The organism is Salmonella sp. NW722 (assembly GCF_051702785.1).
In the GTDB taxonomy this organism is placed as follows: Bacteria; Pseudomonadota; Gammaproteobacteria; order Enterobacterales; family Enterobacteriaceae; genus Salmonella; species Salmonella enterica.
On sequence record NZ_JAMMIN010000001.1, the window covers coordinates 588,556 to 608,000 of the forward strand.

Sequence of the window (19,445 nt, forward strand, 5' to 3'; positions counted from 1 at the left end):
GTTTTCCTCTTTTATTGCGTAAGTGCCGCAGACAGCGCCGCCGGCTCGTTCAGCGCCGACGCTGTCAGGGTGTCGACAATACGTTTCGTCAGACCAGTGAGGACTTTACCTGGACCCACTTCATAAAGATGTTCAACGCCCTGCGCCGCGATAAATTCCACGCTCTTCGTCCACTGTACCGGATTGTACAACTGGCGAACCAGCGCATCGCGGATAGCGGCGGCATCGGTTTCACATTTCACGTCAACGTTGTTTACTACCGGCACCGTAGGCGCGTTAAAGGTAATTTTGGCTAATTCAACCGCCAGCTTATCTGCCGCTGGTTTCATCAGCGCGCAGTGCGACGGTACGCTCACCGGCAGCGGCAGCGCGCGTTTCGCGCCAGCGGCTTTACAGGCTGCGCCCGCGCGTTCTACCGCCTCTTTATGCCCGGCGATAACCACCTGTCCCGGCGAGTTAAAGTTAACCGGCGAAACAACCTGCCCTTCGGCAGATTCTTCACAGGCTTTAGCAATAGAGGCATCATCCAGCCCGATGATCGCAGACATGCCGCCAGTACCTTCCGGAACCGCTTCCTGCATGAATTTACCACGCATTTCCACCAGACGAACGGCATCAGCAAAGTTGATGACGCCAGCGCAAACCAGCGCGGAATATTCGCCCAGGCTGTGACCTGCCATTAACGCAGGCATTTTACCGCCCTGCTGCTGCCAAACGCGCCAAAGCGCGACGGAAGCGGTTAATAACGCCGGCTGCGTCTGCCAGGTTTTATTCAGTTCTTCCGCTGGACCTTGCTGGGTGAGCGCCCACAGATCATATCCCAGAGCCGCAGAAGCTTCAGCAAACGTTTCTTCTACGATAGGGTAATTTGCCGCCATTTCGGCCAACATCCCAACGCTCTGAGAACCCTGACCGGGGAACACAAATGCAAATTGCGTCATGTTTAAATCCTTATACTAGAAACGAATCAGCGCGGAGCCCCAGGTGAATCCACCCCCGAAGGCTTCAAGCAATACCAGCTGACCGGCTTTAATTCGCCCGTCACGCACGGCTTCATCCAGCGCGCACGGCACAGAAGCCGCGGAGGTATTGCCGTGCCTGTCCAGCGTGACGACGACATTGTCCATCGACATGCCGAGTTTTTTCGCTGTCGCGCTAATGATACGCAGGTTAGCCTGATGCGGCACCAGCCAATCGAGTTCTGAGCGATCCAGGTTATTAGCCGCCAGCGTCTCATCGACAATATGCGCCAGTTCAGTGACCGCCACTTTAAAGACTTCATTACCCGCCATCGTCAGGTAAATCGGGTTATCCGGATTTACGCGATCGGCATTCGGCAGGGTCAGTAATTCACCGTAACGGCCATCGGCATGAAGATGAGTGGAGATAATACCCGGTTCTTCAGAAGCGCTCAGTACGGCCGCACCTGCGCCATCGCCGAAAATAATGATCGTACCGCGATCGCCAGGATCGCAAGTGCGGGCTAATACATCGGAACCGACCACCAGCGCGTGTTTAACCGCGCCGGATTTAACGTACTGGTCGGCGATGCTTAACGCGTAGGTGAAACCTGCGCACGCTGCCGCGACATCAAACGCCGGGCAACCTTTAATACCGAGCATACTTTGAATCTGACATGCCGCGCTTGGAAATGCATGCGTTGCTGATGTGGTAGCCACCACAATCAAGCCAATTTGGTCTTTATCGATCCCCGCCATCTCAATCGCGCGATTCGCAGCGGTAAAGCCCATCGTCGCGACAGTTTCATTAGGCGCGGCGATATGGCGTTCACGAATACCTGTACGAGTGACAATCCACTCGTCAGAGGTCTCAACCATTTTTTCCAGATCGGCGTTAGTCCGCACTTGTTCGGGCAGATAGCTGCCAGTACCAATAATCTTCGTATACATGTACGCTCAGTCACTTTTCGGTTATATACCGTTACCTGTAAACGTCTGGCACGCTGGCGGCGCCGGGGAGACAGCGATATTATCTGTGCGCCCGCAGGTTTACGCCTTTGCCATCGTCCAGCGGTTCAAATCCGGCTGGGTATACAGATTCCAGGCGAGCGGCAATTCGCTGAGGAACTTGTCGCTGCACCGCCTGCACTGCCTGTTCAATCGCGACTGCAAATGCTCGCTGATTGGCCGCACCATGACTTTTTATCACCGTGCCGCGCAATCCTAACAGACAGGCGCCATTATACTGGTCGGGGTTGAGGTGACTGAATCGCCTCGTCAGGCTTTTTTGTAACCAACGTTTTAATAACAGCAGCCACCACGACCGTTTTTTCCCCTCGCCCTGTGATTTCAGCAGTGAAAGGAACATTCTGACAACCCCCTCCATCGTTTTAAGTGTGACATTGCCTGTAAAGCCGTCACACACCAGTACATCGGTTTTTCCCGTCAGTAACTCATTCGCCTCAAGGTAGCCGATGTAATTGATGGTTGGGACTGTTTTTAACATTAAAGAGGCTTCGCGAATACTGTCGAGGCCTTTGGTTTCTTCTTCCCCGATATTGAGTAGCGCCACGCGGGGATTTTTGATCCCGACGACCTCTTCCGCCAAAACGGCGCCCATCACGGCAAACTGCACCAGCATGGTACTGTCACAGTCGACGTTGGCACCCAAATCAAGCACTACCGTTTTGCCCTTTTGCTGGTGCGGTAATACCGTCACCAACGCCGGACGCTCAATCCCCTCAAGAGGCTTGAGCAATAATTTCGCCAGCCCCATCAGCGCCCCGGTATTACCGGCGCTAACGCAAGCTTCGGCTCGGCCTTCTTTCACAAGCTCCAGGGCCACACGCATGGATGTCCCGCGACTGGCGCGGATCGCCTGCGAAGGCCGGGCATCACTGGCAATAACTGACTGTGCAGGGATAATCTGCAGACGCGAACGTTGTTCAAAGTCAGCTTTGGCAAGTAATGGCGTGATAATATCGGGATTCCCGACTAAAAGAAGAGTGAGCTGCGAATTAGCGTTCAGTGCCTGCAATGCTGCAGGCACCGTCACGGAAGGACCAAAATCGCCCCCCATGACATCTAACGCCAGGGTTAGACGTGTCAAGGTATCGTCGCTGCCTGGTTCGGTGTTCTCCGCTTACGCGGAGAAATCCTCACTAAGCTTTATCACGCTTGTACTCTTCGGCTTTTACACCACAGGCACGCCTGTGATGCAAAAGGCATCGAGTATCGCGCGATTACTTAGCGATGACCTTACGGCCGCGGTAGTAACCGTCGGCAGTGATGTGGTGACGCAGGTGTTTTTCACCAGAAGTTTTGTCTACAGACAGGCTGGTGACTGCGGTCAGAGCGTCATGGGAACGACGCATGCCACGTTTGGAACGGGTTGGTTTATTCTGTTGTACGGCCATGGACCTTACTCCTCAATTACGGTTTATCCCTGCGTCCGCGGGGAAGACCTATTACTTACGCTTTAAGCTGGCTAATACGGCAAATGGGTTTGGCTTTTGCGCTTCATCAGGCAGTTCGCCAAAGACCATGTCCGCCTCGGACACTTCACAGTGTTCAGAATCATGCACCGGAACTACCGGCAAGGCGAGGATGATTTCATCTTCAACCGTCGCCAGCAGATCGATTTCGCCGAATTCGTTTACCTCAATCGGCTCATACGCTTCCGGCAGTGCTTCAGCCTGCTCGTCGGAACGGACAGGGCTAAAACAATACGTTGTGTGAACCTGATGGGTAAACGGTTTCCCGCAACGCTGGCATTCGAGCGACACCGTAACGACCGCATCGCCGGTTAAAACGGCGAGACGCTGGTTATCGATAGCGAACGACATGGAGCATTCCACATCACTGTCCACACTGACTACAGATTCGGCAACGCGCTCAACCTGATCGGGGGTATAGATACCCTGGTAATCAAGGCGTTTTTGAGCGGTACGAACCGGATCAAGAGTCAGGGGTAATTTTACCTTTTGCATAGGGCGCGCATATTAACTTCGTAACGTCATATAGTCAAAGAAAAAGGCAGCCTGCGGTTGCCTTTTGCCAATAATTCGCACACATTGCGGGTTACAGACTTATTTTCGCTCAAGACGAGTCAGTATGACAGGCTTGAAGACCGAAGAGCATAGTTTAAGATGGCTCTCATCATTACGCTATATCTGAGGGAAAAAATATGCCCCGTCTCATCCTTGCGTCTACCTCTCCCTGGCGTCGCACGCTGCTGGAAAAGCTGACGATTCCTTTCGAATGCGCCGCGCCGGATGTTGATGAAACCCCCATGCCGGGCGAAGCGCCGCGTCAGTTGGTGCTGCGGCTGGCGCAGGCGAAGGCGCAATCGCTCGCCGCGCGTTTCCCGAATCATTTGATTATTGGCTCCGACCAAATTTGTGTTCTGGACGGCGAAATCACCGGCAAACCGCTGACGGAAGAAAAAGCGCGTCAGCAATTAGCCAAAGCCAGCGGAAATATTGTGACGTTTTATACCGGACTGGCACTGTATAACTCCGCCTCCGGGCACTTACAAACCGAAGTGGAGCCTTTTGACGTTCATTTTCGCCATTTAAGCGAAGCGGAAATAGACGACTATGTCCGTAAAGAGCATCCGCTGCACTGCGCGGGAAGTTTTAAAAGCGAAGGTTTAGGCATTGCATTATTTGAGCGCCTGGAGGGTCGCGATCCGAACACGCTGATCGGCTTGCCGCTTATTGCCCTGTGCCAGATGCTGCGACGGGAGGGCTTCAACCCGCTACAGCAGTAAACGGCTTACTCTGTAGGTTTTTCAAATACCGCTAAAAGCCGTTTCTGCACGTGTTGGTAGTTATCTCCCGTTTATTGGGGAGCAGTTTCGACCGCTTCCAGTTCTAACCAACTGGAAAGCGCTTGTTGTGAACAATTTAGCGCCTGCCGATCTTCACTCTCTTCGTGCGGGCCCGTTTCCTGGTCAATCCATTCACCGACCAGAAAAAAAGCATTGGCATTACGAACCGATGTACGGTGCGTTTTATCCCATAGGGTATCAACAGCGGTATACGTGCGCGTTAATGAATTCCCCATCTCAGTTCAGTTTTGTAAAAACACATGTTCTCAATACTCGCCTGACGCGCTCTACGGCGTCAAAAGCGGCTTACAAACTTATTCTCGCGAGCAACTCTCAGTACGTTTACTGTCCTGAAACCTTCCCCTTGCGACTCGTTAAATTCCATCTCGCGATGAGTTTACGCCCCCCTAACATTGCTTCACCTCACGACACATTCCTTTAATTAACGCTGCCAGCATCAGCCGCATCTTGTTGACTATTTATAAATTCAACCATCTGCTGAGTAAGATGGTTTATATCATTCTGCGTAATGAAAAAATTAAATTGTTGATCCTGAAAGTGTTCTTTTGCTGCCAGGTCGGCAAAAACCGCTTTTCCATTCGTTTCAAAGCGGACTTTATTTCCCTGTTTTTGCAGAAACTCGCCCATTGCGACCAGTTGGTCGAGCCGCTTTCCGCGCAGAAAATAATAGCGAGTCATCGTCTCATCCAGCGGTGTTACGGTTTTATTCCACGCAGCGTCAAAGACAGGCTTCACATCAGAGGGGAGCTTTAAAGCAGAATATTTTTTTCTGTTTTCACTACTCACATTTTTCAACCGAAGGATAAATCGATTGTTTACGTCACGAGCCACACGTAGCTCGTTCAGGAAAACCAGATTATCACGCTCAGACTGGATAACACCGGTGATCTTATCCTCCTGGCCGGTCTCATACACCACAGCAAAGATTTGCCCGTAGGCAGCTAATAGTACATCGTAGTCATCGGCGTAATGACCAAAAGCCTGACGTTGGGCTGGCGTCAACTCACAGACGCCCACCACGGGAGACGTAATGATTTGCGTATTCAAATACTCAACGAAAGCCCGTCGTGAACTATCGCCCTTCCCTTCGCAACCGGCCAACATCGCGATCACGAGCGGCACGATAACGTATTTTCCCCAACGCTGAGTAAATGAGCGCATCCAGCTAGTATTGGCCATCTGTTCGTCCTTAAACACGCCGAAATCCGGATCGCAAGAATAAACAGTACACAACGGTAAAAATGCGTCGGATACAGCAAAACAAAAATATTATGAGAAAAGTGAGATTCGGGCAGATAACCTGCCCGAGAGAGGAACTATTTTGCGTTACGCAGCACCTGTAGACAGCGCTTCAGGGCGTTATCCATTGGCGCTTCAATGCGCATGACGTCGCCCGTTCCCGGATGCGTGAACTTCAGCGCCGCGGCGTGCAGAAAGAGACGTTTAAGACCGGTTCCCGCTTCGGTAAGCTGTTGATCAAACTCACGGTCGCCGTAGCGATCGTCGAACGCAATAGGGTGACCGGCATATTGGGTATGTACGCGAATCTGATGCGTACGGCCCGTGACCGGGCTACAGCGCACCAGCGTGGCGAAGGCATAACGCTCTTCCACCTTGAAGCGCGTTTCTGACGGTTTACCTTCCTGGCTCACGCGGACAATGCGTTCGCCGCTTTGCAGAATGTTCTTTAATAATGGCGCCTGTACGGTTTTAACGTGCGATTGCCACTGGCCGCGCACCAGCGCCAGATAATCTTTCTGCATTCCCTTTTCGCGCAGTTGCTCATGCAGCGAACGCAGCGCGGAGCGTTTTTTCGCCACCAACAGCACGCCGGAGGTATCGCGGTCAAGACGATGCACCAGTTCCAGGAATCGCGCTTCCGGACGCAACGCCCGCAGCCCTTCGATGACGCCAAAACTTAACCCGCTCCCGCCGTGTACGGCGGTGCCGGAAGGCTTATTCAGCACCAGAATATGGTCGTCTTCATACAAAATGACGTCCGCCAACGCCGCCACTTTTTGCAAATGCGGCGACACGGCCTCTTCTTCGCGTTCAGCAACGCGAACCGGCGGAATGCGGACTTCATCGCCCGCTTCCAGTTTGTATTCCGGTTTAATGCGTTTTTTGTTCACCCGCACCTCGCCTTTACGCAAGATGCGATAAATCATACTTTTTGGCACCCCTTTCAATTGAGTGCGCAAAAAGTTATCAATGCGTTGCCCCGCTTCGTCAGCGGCGATGGCAACAATTTTTACGGATGGCGTTTCTGTTTTCATGGGGGGCGATTCTAAATAGCCTGTGAGATTCGCGCCACACATTTTTCTATGCTTATAGAGACGTCTACGCCAGTGGATGAACATTTTTCACTGCGGTTTTGCTGGTTATTAAAGCGATTGGCTCGCGCTGGTGAAAAAACTGTGAGTAAGCGGGTGATAAATGGTAAAAGTCATCTTGCTATAACAAGGTTAGCAGTGGAATAATGATGCGGTTTCCGCACCGAAACTTGTTAAAACAAAAAGTTTAGCGGAATAACCCATTTTGTCTGACCGATCATCAACGCAGCAATGGCGTAAGACGTATTGATTTTTCAGACAGTTAGCGGGCTGCGGGTTGCAGTCCTTACCGGTAGATAGGATCTTCTCTGGAGAGTAATGCCCAGGCTGCTTCCCTGATAATTGCGCTGTGTTTCCGTATGAAATACAGGCAACCGACACTCTGCGCCTCTTTGAGCTGACGATAACCGTGAGGTTGGCGACGCGAAATAGTCACGAGGCCATCGGTTCATGCCCGGTAAGGCGTCACCATGCCCGCAGCTTAGTCGTCAACGTAAGAATAATGAGTAAGTTACGATGAAAAGAATGTTAATCAACGCGACTCAGCAGGAAGAGTTGCGCGTCGCCCTTGTAGATGGGCAGCGTCTGTACGATCTGGATATAGAAAGCCCCGGACACGAGCAGAAAAAAGCGAACATCTATAAAGGCAAAATTACCCGTATTGAACCGAGCCTGGAAGCGGCTTTTGTTGATTACGGCGCAGAACGTCACGGTTTCCTCCCGTTAAAAGAAATTGCCCGCGAATATTTCCCCGCTAACTACAGCGCTCATGGTCGCCCGAACATTAAAGACGTGTTACGCGAAGGCCAGGAAGTCATTGTTCAAATCGATAAAGAAGAGCGCGGCAACAAAGGCGCGGCGTTAACCACCTTTATCAGTCTGGCGGGCAGCTACCTGGTACTGATGCCGAATAACCCGCGCGCGGGTGGTATTTCCCGTCGCATTGAAGGCGACGATCGTACCGAGTTAAAAGAAGCGTTGGCCAGCCTGGAACTTCCTGAAGGGATGGGGCTTATCGTGCGTACCGCAGGCGTGGGTAAATCCGCCGAAGCGTTGCAGTGGGATTTAAGCTTCCGCCTGAAACACTGGGAAGCCATTCAGAAAGCCGCTGAAAGCCGTCCCGCGCCGTTCCTGATCCATCAGGAAAGCAACGTCATCGTACGCGCGTTTCGCGACTATCTGCGTCAGGATATCGGTGAAATCCTGATCGACAATCCAAAAGTGATGGAAATGGCGCGTCAGCATATCGCCGCGTTGGGCCGCCCGGATTTTAGCAGCAAAATTAAGCTGTACACCGGTGAAATCCCGTTGTTCAGCCATTACCAGATCGAATCGCAGATCGAGTCAGCGTTCCAGCGTGAAGTGCGCCTGCCCTCCGGCGGCTCCATCGTCATTGACAGTACCGAAGCGTTAACCGCCATCGATATCAACTCCGCCCGCGCGACTCGCGGCGGCGATATCGAAGAAACCGCGTTCAACACCAATCTCGAAGCGGCCGATGAGATTGCCCGTCAGTTGCGTCTGCGCGACCTGGGCGGCCTGATCGTTATCGACTTTATCGATATGACGCCGGTACGTCACCAGCGCGCGGTAGAAAACCGTCTGCGTGAAGCGGTACGTCAGGACCGGGCGCGTATTCAGATTAGCCATATTTCCCGCTTCGGCCTGCTCGAAATGTCGCGTCAGCGCCTGAGCCCGTCGCTGGGCGAATCCAGCCATCACGTGTGTCCGCGCTGTAGCGGTACCGGCACCGTGCGCGATAACGAATCTCTGTCGCTGTCCATTCTGCGCCTGATTGAAGAAGAAGCGCTGAAAGAGAATACGCAGGAAGTCCATGCCATTGTTCCGGTGCCGATCGCCTCTTATCTGCTTAACGAAAAACGGACGGCAGTTAACGCTATTGAGACGCGTCAGGATGGCGTCCGCTGTGTCATCGTCCCGAACGATCAGATGGAAACGCCGCACTATTCCGTGCTGCGCGTACGCAAAGGGGAAGAAACGCCGACCCTGAGCTACATGCTGCCGAAGCTGCACGAAGAAGCGATGGCGCTGCCTTCTGAAGAAGAGTACGCCGAGCGTAAACGCCCGGAACAGCCTGCGCTGGCGACATTCGCTATGCCAGATGTGCCTCCGGCGCCGACGCCTGTCGAACCGGCGGTTAGCGTCGCCACGGCGAAAAAGGATAATGTTGCCGCCGCGCAGCCTGCCCAGCCGGGTCTGTTTAGCCGCTTCCTAAACGCGCTGAAACAACTGTTCAGCGGTGAAGAAACGAAAGCCGTCGAAACAGCCGCGCCGAAAGCGGAAGAAAAAGCGGAGCGTCAGCAGGATCGTCGCAAGCCACGGCAGAACAACCGTCGCGATCGTAACGAACGCCGCGACACCCGTGATAACCGTGCCGGACGTGACGGCGGCGAGAGCCGCGACGATAATCGTCGTAACCGTCGCCAGGCGCAGCAGCAAAATGCGGAAACGCGCGATACCCGCCAGCAGGAAACGGCGGAAAAAGTGAAAACCGGCGATGAGCAGCAACAGACGCCGCGTCGCGAACGCAGCCGCCGCCGCAATGATGACAAGCGCCAGGCGCAGCAGGAAGTAAAAGCGCTTAACCGCGAAGAACAACCTGTCCAGGAGACCGAGCAGGAAGAACGCGTTCAGCAGGTTCAGCCGCGCCGCAAGCAGCGCCAGCTTAATCAGAAAGTCCGCTTTACCAACAGCGCAGTGGTTGAAACGGTTGACACGCCGGTCGTCGTCGACGAACCACGCCCGGTTGAAAACGTTGAACAGCCCGTTCCAGCGCCGCGTACCGAGTTGGCGAAAGTTGATTTACCTGTCGTCGCCGATATCGCGCCGGAGCAGGATGATAGCGTAGAACCTCGCGATAATACCGGTATGCCGCGTCGCTCCCGCCGTTCTCCGCGCCACCTGCGCGTAAGCGGTCAGCGTCGCCGTCGCTATCGTGACGAGCGCTACCCGACACAATCGCCGATGCCGCTAACCGTCGCCTGCGCGTCGCCGGAAATGGCGTCCGGTAAAGTCTGGATCCGCTACCCGATTGTCCGTCCTCAGGAAACGCAGGTTGTTGAAGAGCAGCGTGAAGCAGATCTGGCGCTGCCACAACCGGTTGTCGCTGAACCGCAGGTTATCGCTGCGACCGTAGCGTTAGAACCACAAGCGTCGGTACAGGCGGTAGAAAACGTTGCCGTTGAGCCGCAGACCGTCGCCGAACCACAGGCGCCGGAAGTCGTCGAGGTCGAGACAACGCATCCGGAAGTCATTGCCGCGCCGGTTGATGAACAGCCGCAACTGATTGCCGAAAGCGATACGCCGGTGGCGCAAGAGGTTATTGCTGACGCCGAACCGGTAGCAGAAACCGCCGACGCGTCCATTACGGTGGCTGAAAACGTGGCTGATGTTGTCGTTGTCGAGCCAGAAGAAGGGACAAAAGCGGAAGCGGCTGTTGTGGAGCACACGGCAGAAGAAACCGTTATCGCACCGGCCCAGGTGGTGGAAAAGCCGCAGGACGTTGTCTGCGTTGACGACGATCATAACCACGCCAGCGCGCCGATGACGCGTGCGCCAGCGCCGGAATATGTGCCGGAAACCCCGCACCATAGCGACTGGCAGCGCCCTTCCTTCCACTTTGAAGGTAAAGGCGCAGCAGGCGGACACAGCGCCACACGTCACGCCAGCGCCCCGGCGACACGCCCACAGCCGGTAGAATAATGTAAATGCTGATACAAAGCCGACCGCCAGGTCGGCTTTTTTATGCCCCTTACAGGGCGATGCCTCACCCCATGGCATCTTTTAGTCACTCCAGGCGTATGAGATCGGGCGGGATAATACGTACGGATGGCGTCGCTACGGGCGCGACAATATGACCACTAACTCAATGACGACTAAAAAAATGCCCGCGCCGGGGTGGATGGCGCGGGCAGACAAAACATATCCAGTTTCGTGATATGTTTCAAAAAGAGGCGTTACCGGTTCAACTGGAAAAGCGACATTCCCTGCATGTCGGTAAACGTTTTATAGGACGCCTGTAATGCCGCCTGTTGCATGACGTAGGAGGAAATGACCGAGTTCCAGTCCACATCTACCAGGTTGCTCATCTGTAGCTTCTGTCCCAGCGCACGGTCGCTTCCCAGTGAATCCAGCGTACTGAGTTCGCTCAGTTGCGTTCCCAGTTCCGCACGAACGGTCAGGACGTTATTAAGCGAATTTTTTAAGCCGCGATTGGTTTTATCAATGGCGGCAGCGGCCTTTTCTTTTTCCACGTCATTGCCTTCCACCGGGGTCTTGAGTGCGGCAATTGCCGTATCGAGCATGACAAACAGATTCTTTTCGGAGTCCGAGCCATCCGGCTCCGGCACCGCATTGCTGGTGATGCTATTAAAAATTTGCGCACCCGTATGGCCAATTACCATCGTGCGTGCGGAATCCACCTGCTGGGTAACACTTTTCTCGCCGCCATGATAACCACCTGTCGCCTGGTCGAATGGCGCCGCTTCCGTTTTATACCCGGCAAAGATATAGCGACCATTGCCGTCAGTGCTGTTTGCCAGGTTCATCAGCTGATCGCGGATCCCCTGTAAATCCGTCGCCAGCGACGCGCGGTCATCGTCGCTTAACGTGCCGTTTCCGGCATAGACGATTTTTTCCTGCGCGGTTTGAATCGCCGTCGTCACCTGACTGAGTACGCTTTCTTCCAGCGACACTTTTTGGGTGGCAAACGTACGCGCCAGGGCATACTGGCTATTCTGCGCCTGCGCCTGAGAGAGTACTACCGCCTGCGACGCGGCGATCGGATCGTCAGATGGGTTGGTAACGCGCTTACCGGTAGACATCTGCTCGCCCAGCTTCATCCATTCGGCCTGAGAATTAGTGATGCCGCTCATATTTTGTTCGTACATCATCTGGGTACTGATACGCATGTCATCCTTCTCCTTTAGCGAATATTCAGTAACGCATCAAACAGCGCATTCGCGGTCTGCAATACTTGCGCATTCGCCAGATAATACTGCTGATAACGCTGCAAATTGCCGTACTCTTCGTCGAGGTTAACGCCGGAAACCGACTGTTGCTGTTTATAAAGCTGTTTAACCACATTCGCCTGCGTGGTGCTGCTGGTTTTCAGCGTTGACGTTTTGTTACCCACATCGCTGACCAACGTGGCGTAAGCATCGTTAAAAGTTTTGTTGCCGCCCACTACATTGCTGTTTTGTAAGTCCAGCAATGCCTGACCATTGCGGTTATCGCTGTCGCCGGTATCCACGTCAGGATCGAGTTTTGACTCAGACGCCATCGCAATCTCGGCTTCATTCGTCACTTTAACGTTCATGTCGACGATAGCATTGCTGACCGGCTTGAGAAGAAAACTGTCGTTTTTCTGTGCGCCGGTCCCTACCGTCACTTTCAGACCGTCAATCTCCAGTTTTCCGTCAGCATCTTTTGTCGCCGTGAAGGTGGTGTTATCCGCAGTGCGAGTAACCTGCCAGTCTGTACCGTCAAAAACAATCTTATAATCCGTCGCCTGAACCTTCGTGCTGTCGACCACCTTAGCGGTTAGCGATACCGTTTTATCGGCATTATTACTGTTGCTATATACCACCGGCGAGCCAATGCTAAAGAAGTCTTTCCCTTTATTGCCGTCGGCGTCATAACCTTTGGTATGCTGCGCGTTAAACGCATCGGCAAACGCCAACGCCAACTGGCCCAGCGTATTACGAGTCTGATCCAGATCCTGAGAACGGAACGTCAGTAACCCGCCGAGCGAACCGGTGTTCAGCAACTTTTCCGGAATTTCGATGTTACCGGCGGCCTCATCGACATAAGCGACAGTCGTTCGCGTCGGGTCGGCGCTGGAGGGAACCGCCGCCAACTGACGCGCCGTCGACCCCTGCACCAGCGTATAGCCATTGGCCATCGTCAGGTTATAGGTGCCGCCGTCCTGTACACTCACCTCGACGCCAACGATCTTGTTAAGCTCGCTGACCAACTGATCACGCTGATCGAGCAGGTCGTTCGGCGATGCGCCCGCGCCTACGCCCGTCATACGGGAGATTTGATCGTTCAGGTTAGCTATCTGCTTCGCGTAATTGTTGATTTGCGCCACGCTGGAGCCAATCGCGATATTGACCTGTTTATCCTGATCGCGCAGATACTGATCGGTGGTTTTGAACTGGTTTACCAGCCCTTCCGCTTTACCAATCAGCGCCTGACGCGCCGCAGGATCTTCCGCATTACTGACTAACGTTTGCAGGCTGGTAAAAAAACTCTGCAACGAACCAGACAGTGAGCTGGATTTATCGGCCAGCAGGTTGTCGATTTTCGACATCTGTTCATAGCGCGTGGTCAAGCCGCTGCTCTGGTTTTGCGCGCCGCGTAGCTGATTAGTGATAAACGCATCATATTCGCGCTGTACGCCTGAAACGTAAACGCCATTACCTATCCAGCCGCCAGCCCCTAACGTACTGTTTGCCTGCGCCAGAATAGTTGTCTGCCGGGTATAACCCGCAACGTTATAATTGTTGATGTTATTACTGACCGTATTTAACGCGGCCTGCGCGGCGTTAAGTCCGCTCATGGCGTGATTAATCAAGCTGGACATGATGGTTCCTTTTAATCCTTCAATACTCGTTGTTATCGGCAGCGACTACGTGGACTTGAGCAATTTAAAAGAGATTGTCGAGATTCGCGCTGTAGGTTTTGCTGACCTTTTCACTCATCGCTTTCAACTGCTGAATCATGCTGGTCAATTTACGCGCGTAATTCGGGTCAGTGGCGTATCCGGCGTTTTGCAGAGCCACTGCGCCCTGCTCTGCCGTGGCGGCAGTGGTCACGGCAGCGTAGCGTGGGTTACGCGTTAACAGCGCGACATAATCCGATAACGCCTCCAGATACGAGCTATAGACGCGGAATTTCGCTTTCACTTTTTTCGCTTCGCCATTTTCGTATTCAGTGGTGGTGATTTCCGTCACCGGCCCTTTCCAACTGGCGGTCGCTTTCACGCCAAATACGTTATAGCTGGGTTCGCCATTCTCCCGCAGGATTTGCCGCTGCCCCCAACCGGACTCCAGCGCCGCCTGCGCCAGAATCAGATGATGCGGCACCCCGCTTTGTTCGCTGGCCAGTCTCGCCGGGAGCGAAAGTCGGGCCAGAAAGTCTTTACTGTCGCCGGAGAGCGGCGCATCGCTGCTGTCCGGCGTTTTCGGTATGGCTTTGCGCACCAGTTGGGTCAGCGCCTGATTTTGATAGCTGTTTACCGTCTCCAGGGAGAATTTAAGCGGTACTTGCGGCGCGTCATCCGCAGGCATCGTCTGCCCGCCCGTCATCTGTTTAACCATCATATCCGCCAGCCCCAATCCCTTACCGGCGGTCATCTGCTGGGCGATCTGCTGGTCATACATGCTGGTATACAGACGCGTCTGATCACTGCTGAATAAACCATCTTTGGGTAAAGCCTCGCGCATACTTTTCAGCATCATCTGCACAAACATCCCTTCCACCTGACGGGCCACAGGACGGATATTCGCCGCCGGGTCCTGGCCCGCTTTCGCTTTCAGTTCGTTCAGAGATTGCGCATCCCAGGCCGCGCTGGCCAGCAATTTACCGTCTCCGATCATCAGATGATTTCCAGTTTGGCGCGTAGACAGCCCGCGCTCTGCATGGACTGCAAAATCGACATCAGGTCCATCGGCGTCGCGCCAAGCGCATTCAGCGCACGCACTACGCTGTTCAGATTGGCGCTGGAACGCACGCTCTGTAGCGATCCGCCGCTCTGACGCAAATCTATTTGAGTCTGTGGCGTCACCACGGTCTGCCCGCCGCCAAATGGCGTATTCGGCTGGTTGACGTTGAGCTGGCGATTGACTGTCACTGACAAATTGCCCTGCGCCACAGCGCAGCTATCCAGCGTGACTTCCCGATTCATGACCACCGAACCGGTACGCGAGTTGATCACGACTTTTGCATCCTGCGGCGTCACGTTGACTTCCATATTTTGAATGTCCGCCAGAAAACGCACCTGCGAGCTGTTGCCGCTGGGCACGCGTACCTGTACCGTTCGCGCATCAAGCGCAGTGGCGCTGCCGTAACCGCGGGCGCGGTTGATGGCGTCGGTAATTTGCTGCGCCATCGTAAAATCTTCGTCGTTCAATTGCAGATTAATGGTGTTGCCAGCGCCGAACTGAGTCGGCAACTCGCGTTCGATAATCGCGCCATTAGTGATGCGCCCGCCATTAAGCTGGTTAACCTGCACGCTACTGCCGCCTGCGGAAGCGCCCGCGCCGCCGACCAGAATATTGCCCTGCGCCAGAGCATACACCTGGCTGTCCACCCCTTTTAACGGCGTCATTAATAACGTCCCGCCACGCAGACTTTTAGCGTTCCCCATTGAGGAAACGACGACATCGATCGTTTGTCCCTGTCGCGCAAAAGGCGGATACGACGCCGTCACCATCACCGCCGCCACGTTTTTCAACTGCATATTGGTGCCGGTGGGGACCGTAATCCCCAGTTGTGACAGCATGTTATTCAGCGTCTGGGTGGTAAATGGCGTCTGGGTCGTCTGGTCGCCCGTACCGTCCAGCCCGACCACCAGCCCGTAGCCGATCAGCGAGTTTTCCCGTACTCCCTGGACACTGGTCAGATCCCGGATACGCTCGGCGTGCGCCAGAGTGGCAACCAGTGCCAGAACGATTCCTGCAAGAGCTTTAAACACATACACCTCGCTTACATCGGCGACAAATTAAGGAAGAAACGTTGCAGCCAGCCCATATTTTGCGCTTCGTTAATATAGCCGTTCCCGACATATTCAATCCGCGCATCCGCCACCTGTGTCGAGGGAACAGAGTTGCTGCCGCTGATGGTGCGTGGATTTACCACGCCGGAGAAGCGGATGAATTCCGTTCCCTGATTAATCGCGATCTGTTTTTCCCCCACGACGTGTAAATTGCCATTGGCCAGAACCTGATCGACGGTCACGGTCAGCGTGCCGCTAAAGGTATTGCTGGCATTCGCGCCGCCTTTACCATTAAAAGAGTTGCCGCCGGAGGCCTCCATATCCGCGCGGGAATTACCGAATAATCCCTGCAGATAACGCGGTACCGTATCAAAACCAAAGCTGGTTTTGCCGTCGCGGCTGGCATTTGCCGACGAGCTTTTACTGGCGCTGACGTTTTCCTGTAACACAATCGTGAGCGTATCGCCGATATTACGCGGTCGACGATCTTCAAAAAGCGGCTGATAGCCATAATTAATCGGCTGCGCAGACTGAAATATGGAGCCATTCGCCACCGGTACCGGGCCAGGTATCGGCTGCGCCGTGGTCGCCCCCTGCACGAGCGGTTTAGCGGGTATCCAGGCGCATCCTGTCAGCGTCGCGACCATCAGGGCCATAACTGGGTAAGCGTGAAGCGCGTATTTTTGCATTACCTTCATCTTCAAAATCAGGGAGCCGGTGGCGTATCCCCCACCGGCGGCCCCTTAGAGTTGCGTCAGTTTCTGCAGCATCTGATCGGTCGTCGATACTGCTTTACTGTTAATTTCATAGGCGCGTTGAACCTGAATCATGTTCACCAGCTCTTCCGCCACGTTAACGTTCGACGTTTCGACATACCCTTGATACAACAACCCCGCGCCGTTGAGCCCCGGCGTGCTTTCGTTCGGCGCGCCGGACGATTGCGTTTCGATATAGAGGTTCTCGCCGATGCTTTCCAGACCGGTGTCGTTCATAAAGGTGGTCAGGTTAAGCTGCCCGACCTGAACCGGCGCGGCCTGCCCCTGCTGGGTAACGCTGACCACGCCGTCGCGGCCAATCGTGATGCTTAACGCGTTGGCCGGAATGGTGATTGCCGGCTGCACCTGAAAACCGCCCGCCGTCACCAGTTGACCATTCTGATCCACCTGGAAAGAGCCGTCGCGGGTATAGGCAGACGTACCGTCCGGCAGCATGACCTGGAAAAAGCCCTGCCCTTTAATCGCCACATCTTTACTGTTGTTGGTCTGCGACAGGTTCCCCTGACTGTGCAGACGCTCCGTGGCGACCGGACGCACGCCGGTACCGATTTGCAGCCCGGAAGGCAGCGTCGTCTGCTCGGACGACTGCGCGCCCGGCTGGCGGATGGTCTGATACAACAGATCTTCAAATACCGCGCGCTGACGCTTAAAACCATTGGTGCTGACGTTTGCCAGGTTATTGGCAATCACATCCATATTGGTTTGCTGCGCATCCAGACCGGTTTTGGCGATCCATAATGAACTGATCATAAAATGTCCTGTATTAACTCATCGACAGCAGTTGGTTAGCTCGCCCTTCGTTCTCATCTACGCTGGTGATAACCTTCATCTGCATTTCAAAACGACGTGCGTTGGCGATCATGTCGGTCATGGCTTCAACCGGCTTGACGTTACTGCCTTCCAGCACGCCCGACATAATGCGAATTGACGGGTCGGCGGCCAGTACCGCCCCGCGTTCAGCCTGTGCCTCGGCGGTAAGGCGGAATAAACCGTCATCGCTCCGCTGCACCTCATTGCCTTCCGCTTTGACCAACTTCAGTCGCCCAACGGGCGCCACCGTGTTTGGCGGGTCGCCGGGATTGAGCGCGGAGATCGTGCCGTCTGCCGCAATGGTGATTTCCGACCCTTCAGGAACGGTAATCGGGCCGCCTTCGCCGATAACCGGATGTCCCTGAATGGTTAACTGCCCGGTCGGGCCCACCTGGATATTCCCGTTACGGGTATATCCTTCAGCGCCATCCGCCGCTTGCACTACCAGCCAGCCGTCCTGCTGTAACGCAACATCCAGCGGGCGGGAAGTGTAGTCCAACTGACCCGGGGTCATATCCGCCCCGGGCGTCGACGCCGTAACCAGCGTGCGCGTTGCTAAAGAGAGGCCATCAACAGGCACCGCGCGTAACGCGTTAAGCTGCGCGCGAAAGCCCGGCGTTGAGGCATTAGCCAGGTTGCTGGCCGTTACCGCCTGCTGGTTAAGCGTCTGGCTGGCCGCCCCCATGGCGGTATAAATTGCGTGATCCATTAAGCTATCCCGTCAGGCGCTTAGCGCAGGTTAACCAGCGTATTGAGGATCTGGTCCTGGGTTTTGATGGTCTGCGCATTCGACTGGTAGTTACGCTGCGCGACGATCATATTCACCAGCTCTTTACTCAAATCCACGTTAGAGGCTTCCAGCGCGCCGTTCGTCAGCTTACCGAAGTTGCCGGAACCGGCAGTCCCCAGCAGCGCTACCCCAGAAGCCTGCGTTGCCGCCCAGACGTTATCGCCCTGAGATGCCAGACCTTCGTTGTTGGCGAAGTTAGCCAGCACTATCTGCCCCAGCACCTGCTCCTGCTCGTTGGAGTAGTTGCCAACTACGGTGCCGTCGTTGTTAATCTGGTAGCTCACCAGGTCGCCAGGCTTATAGCCGTTCTGATTGGTGGCGACGATGTTGTTCGACCCGGTGTTCTGCTGCATGGAGTTAAGGAAGCTGAGGGAGAAGGTGGCCGCTGTCGCGCCATTAATCGTACCGGTTTTGATGTCGTCGACCGTACCGCCGGACTTCAGTGTTCCGTCGGGATTAAATACCAGAGTCGTTGATGGTGCCGCCGGCGCAGTGGCTGCAGGATCGCTGCTGTCATGGGTGTACACGGCCCATTCATTATCTTTGGTAGAGCTTTTAACGAAATAGACGTTCATGTCATGGGCATTACCCTGGCTGTCATAAACGGTGACGGTGCCTTTTTTGTTATACGAGTCCGCATCACTCACGCTAAAAGGTGTTTTAGACGGCGCAGGGTCCGTCGAGTTCAGGTTGATCTGCATTGATGCGGTGGTGGTCGATTTCGCCGCCATCAGCGTGTTCGGAATGGTGATCGGCGCAGGATTCGCCCCCTGCTGAATGGTCGGCGGCGTACCGGTGGCCGGATAGCCGGTCAACTGCATCCCCTGCATATTGACCAGGTTACGGTTCTCGTCCAGTTTGAACTGGCCGTTGCGGCTATAGAACACGGAACCGTTGCTGTCTACCAGGCGGAAAAAACCGTTCTGGCTAATCGCGACATCCAGCCCGCGCCCGGTGTTCGTTGTCGTACCGTCGGTAAAATCCTGGGTAATCCCCGCCACTTTTACGCCCAGCCCCACTTTGGAACCGGCGAACATATCGGCAAATGATGCCGTACCGGACTTAAAGCCATAGGTGGCGGAGTTGGCGATGTTATTACCGATAACATCAAGGTTGGTGGCCGCAGCGTTCAGGCCGCTAACCGCTTGAGAAAAAGACATGACTGACTCCTGATAAGTGTAAGG

18 protein-coding genes are annotated in these 19,445 nt (G+C 54.5%); 2 read left to right on the forward strand and 16 right to left on the reverse strand.

Annotated features, from left to right (window positions below; genetic code table 11):
- Nucleotides 1-11: 11 nt before the first annotated feature.
- The 5 genes from fabD to yceD all read right to left on the reverse strand — a co-directional run bounded on the left by fabD (nucleotide 12) and on the right by yceD (nucleotide 3,949).
- Nucleotides 12-941 carry an ACP S-malonyltransferase gene (fabD, locus tag NA330_RS02950; RefSeq protein WP_001529843.1) on the reverse strand — a complete coding sequence of 310 codons (930 nt, stop codon included), beginning with the start codon at nucleotides 939-941 and terminating at the stop codon, nucleotides 12-14.
- A 15-nt stretch (nucleotides 942-956) separates the two neighbouring features.
- Nucleotides 957-1,910 carry a beta-ketoacyl-ACP synthase III gene (gene fabH, locus NA330_RS02955; protein ID WP_000288148.1) on the reverse strand — a complete coding sequence of 318 codons (954 nt, stop codon included), beginning with the start codon at nucleotides 1,908-1,910 and terminating at the stop codon, nucleotides 957-959.
- Nucleotides 1,911-1,989: 79 nt separating this feature from the next.
- A complete protein-coding gene (plsX, locus tag NA330_RS02960; RefSeq protein WP_001518286.1) occupies nucleotides 1,990-3,069 on the reverse strand; it encodes a phosphate acyltransferase PlsX in 1,080 nt (359 codons plus the stop codon).
- Between the two features lie 133 nt (nucleotides 3,070-3,202).
- The gene (gene rpmF, locus NA330_RS02965) at nucleotides 3,203-3,376 is read right to left on the reverse strand and encodes a 50S ribosomal protein L32 (RefSeq protein WP_000290727.1); all 174 of its coding nucleotides are present in this window, start codon (nucleotides 3,374-3,376) and stop codon (nucleotides 3,203-3,205) included.
- A 51-nt stretch (nucleotides 3,377-3,427) separates the two neighbouring features.
- Complete coding sequence (gene yceD / locus NA330_RS02970; RefSeq protein ID WP_001174492.1) at nucleotides 3,428-3,949, reverse strand: 23S rRNA accumulation protein YceD; 522 nt, start codon at nucleotides 3,947-3,949, stop codon at nucleotides 3,428-3,430.
- 197 nt (nucleotides 3,950-4,146) lie between these two features.
- Here yceD and NA330_RS02975 point away from each other — a divergent pair, with 197 nt between their 5' ends.
- Nucleotides 4,147-4,731, forward strand: a complete 585-nt coding sequence (locus NA330_RS02975; RefSeq protein ID WP_020898678.1) for a Maf family protein — start codon at nucleotides 4,147-4,149, stop codon at nucleotides 4,729-4,731.
- A gap of 71 nt (nucleotides 4,732-4,802) precedes the next feature.
- On the opposite strand, the gene NA330_RS02980 is transcribed toward NA330_RS02975, so the two are convergent.
- The 3 genes from NA330_RS02980 to rluC all read right to left on the reverse strand — a co-directional run bounded on the left by NA330_RS02980 (nucleotide 4,803) and on the right by rluC (nucleotide 7,088).
- A complete protein-coding gene (locus NA330_RS02980; RefSeq protein WP_000528428.1) occupies nucleotides 4,803-5,027 on the reverse strand; it encodes a hypothetical protein in 225 nt (74 codons plus the stop codon).
- Between the two features lie 202 nt (nucleotides 5,028-5,229).
- Complete coding sequence (locus NA330_RS02985) at nucleotides 5,230-5,973, reverse strand: DUF3053 domain-containing protein (RefSeq protein WP_077909710.1); 744 nt, start codon at nucleotides 5,971-5,973, stop codon at nucleotides 5,230-5,232.
- Nucleotides 5,974-6,128: 155 nt separating this feature from the next.
- Nucleotides 6,129-7,088 (reverse strand): 23S rRNA pseudouridine(955/2504/2580) synthase RluC, encoded by a 960-nt coding sequence (gene rluC / locus NA330_RS02990; RefSeq protein WP_000846314.1) that lies wholly within the window; start codon nucleotides 7,086-7,088, stop codon nucleotides 6,129-6,131.
- A gap of 573 nt (nucleotides 7,089-7,661) precedes the next feature.
- Between rluC and rne the strand changes: the two genes are divergently transcribed.
- A complete protein-coding gene (gene rne, locus NA330_RS02995; RefSeq protein ID WP_052894948.1) occupies nucleotides 7,662-10,868 on the forward strand; it encodes a ribonuclease E in 3,207 nt (1,068 codons plus the stop codon).
- Between the two features lie 254 nt (nucleotides 10,869-11,122).
- Here rne and flgL read toward each other — a convergent pair whose 3' ends face one another.
- From flgL to flgE, 8 genes are all read right to left on the reverse strand, one after another.
- Nucleotides 11,123-12,076, reverse strand: a complete 954-nt coding sequence (gene flgL / locus NA330_RS03000; protein ID WP_001223032.1) for a flagellar hook-associated protein FlgL — start codon at nucleotides 12,074-12,076, stop codon at nucleotides 11,123-11,125.
- Between the two features lie 14 nt (nucleotides 12,077-12,090).
- Nucleotides 12,091-13,752, reverse strand: coding sequence for a flagellar hook-associated protein FlgK (gene flgK, locus NA330_RS03005; protein WP_000096425.1), 1,662 nt, complete (start codon nucleotides 13,750-13,752; stop codon nucleotides 12,091-12,093).
- Nucleotides 13,753-13,816: 64 nt separating this feature from the next.
- On the reverse strand, nucleotides 13,817-14,767 hold the full coding sequence (flgJ, locus tag NA330_RS03010; protein ID WP_000578685.1) for a flagellar assembly peptidoglycan hydrolase FlgJ: 951 nt from the start codon (nucleotides 14,765-14,767) through the stop codon (nucleotides 13,817-13,819).
- Nucleotides 14,767-15,864 carry a flagellar basal body P-ring protein FlgI gene (locus NA330_RS03015; protein ID WP_001518955.1) on the reverse strand — a complete coding sequence of 366 codons (1,098 nt, stop codon included), beginning with the start codon at nucleotides 15,862-15,864 and terminating at the stop codon, nucleotides 14,767-14,769. The genes flgJ and NA330_RS03015 overlap by 1 nt, the downstream gene beginning before the upstream one ends.
- 11 nt (nucleotides 15,865-15,875) lie before the next feature.
- Nucleotides 15,876-16,574: a flagellar basal body L-ring protein FlgH gene (gene flgH / locus NA330_RS03020; RefSeq protein ID WP_001174897.1), complete on the reverse strand. Its 699-nt coding sequence runs from the start codon at nucleotides 16,572-16,574 to the stop codon at nucleotides 15,876-15,878.
- Nucleotides 16,575-16,628: 54 nt separating this feature from the next.
- Nucleotides 16,629-17,411, reverse strand: a complete 783-nt coding sequence (gene flgG / locus NA330_RS03025) for a flagellar basal-body rod protein FlgG (RefSeq protein WP_000625851.1) — start codon at nucleotides 17,409-17,411, stop codon at nucleotides 16,629-16,631.
- Nucleotides 17,412-17,424: 13 nt separating this feature from the next.
- Nucleotides 17,425-18,180 (reverse strand): flagellar basal body rod protein FlgF, encoded by a 756-nt coding sequence (locus NA330_RS03030; protein WP_000349278.1) that lies wholly within the window; start codon nucleotides 18,178-18,180, stop codon nucleotides 17,425-17,427.
- A gap of 20 nt (nucleotides 18,181-18,200) precedes the next feature.
- Nucleotides 18,201-19,421, reverse strand: a complete 1,221-nt coding sequence (gene flgE / locus NA330_RS03035; protein ID WP_023242578.1) for a flagellar hook protein FlgE — start codon at nucleotides 19,419-19,421, stop codon at nucleotides 18,201-18,203.
- Nucleotides 19,422-19,445 lie beyond the last annotated feature (24 nt).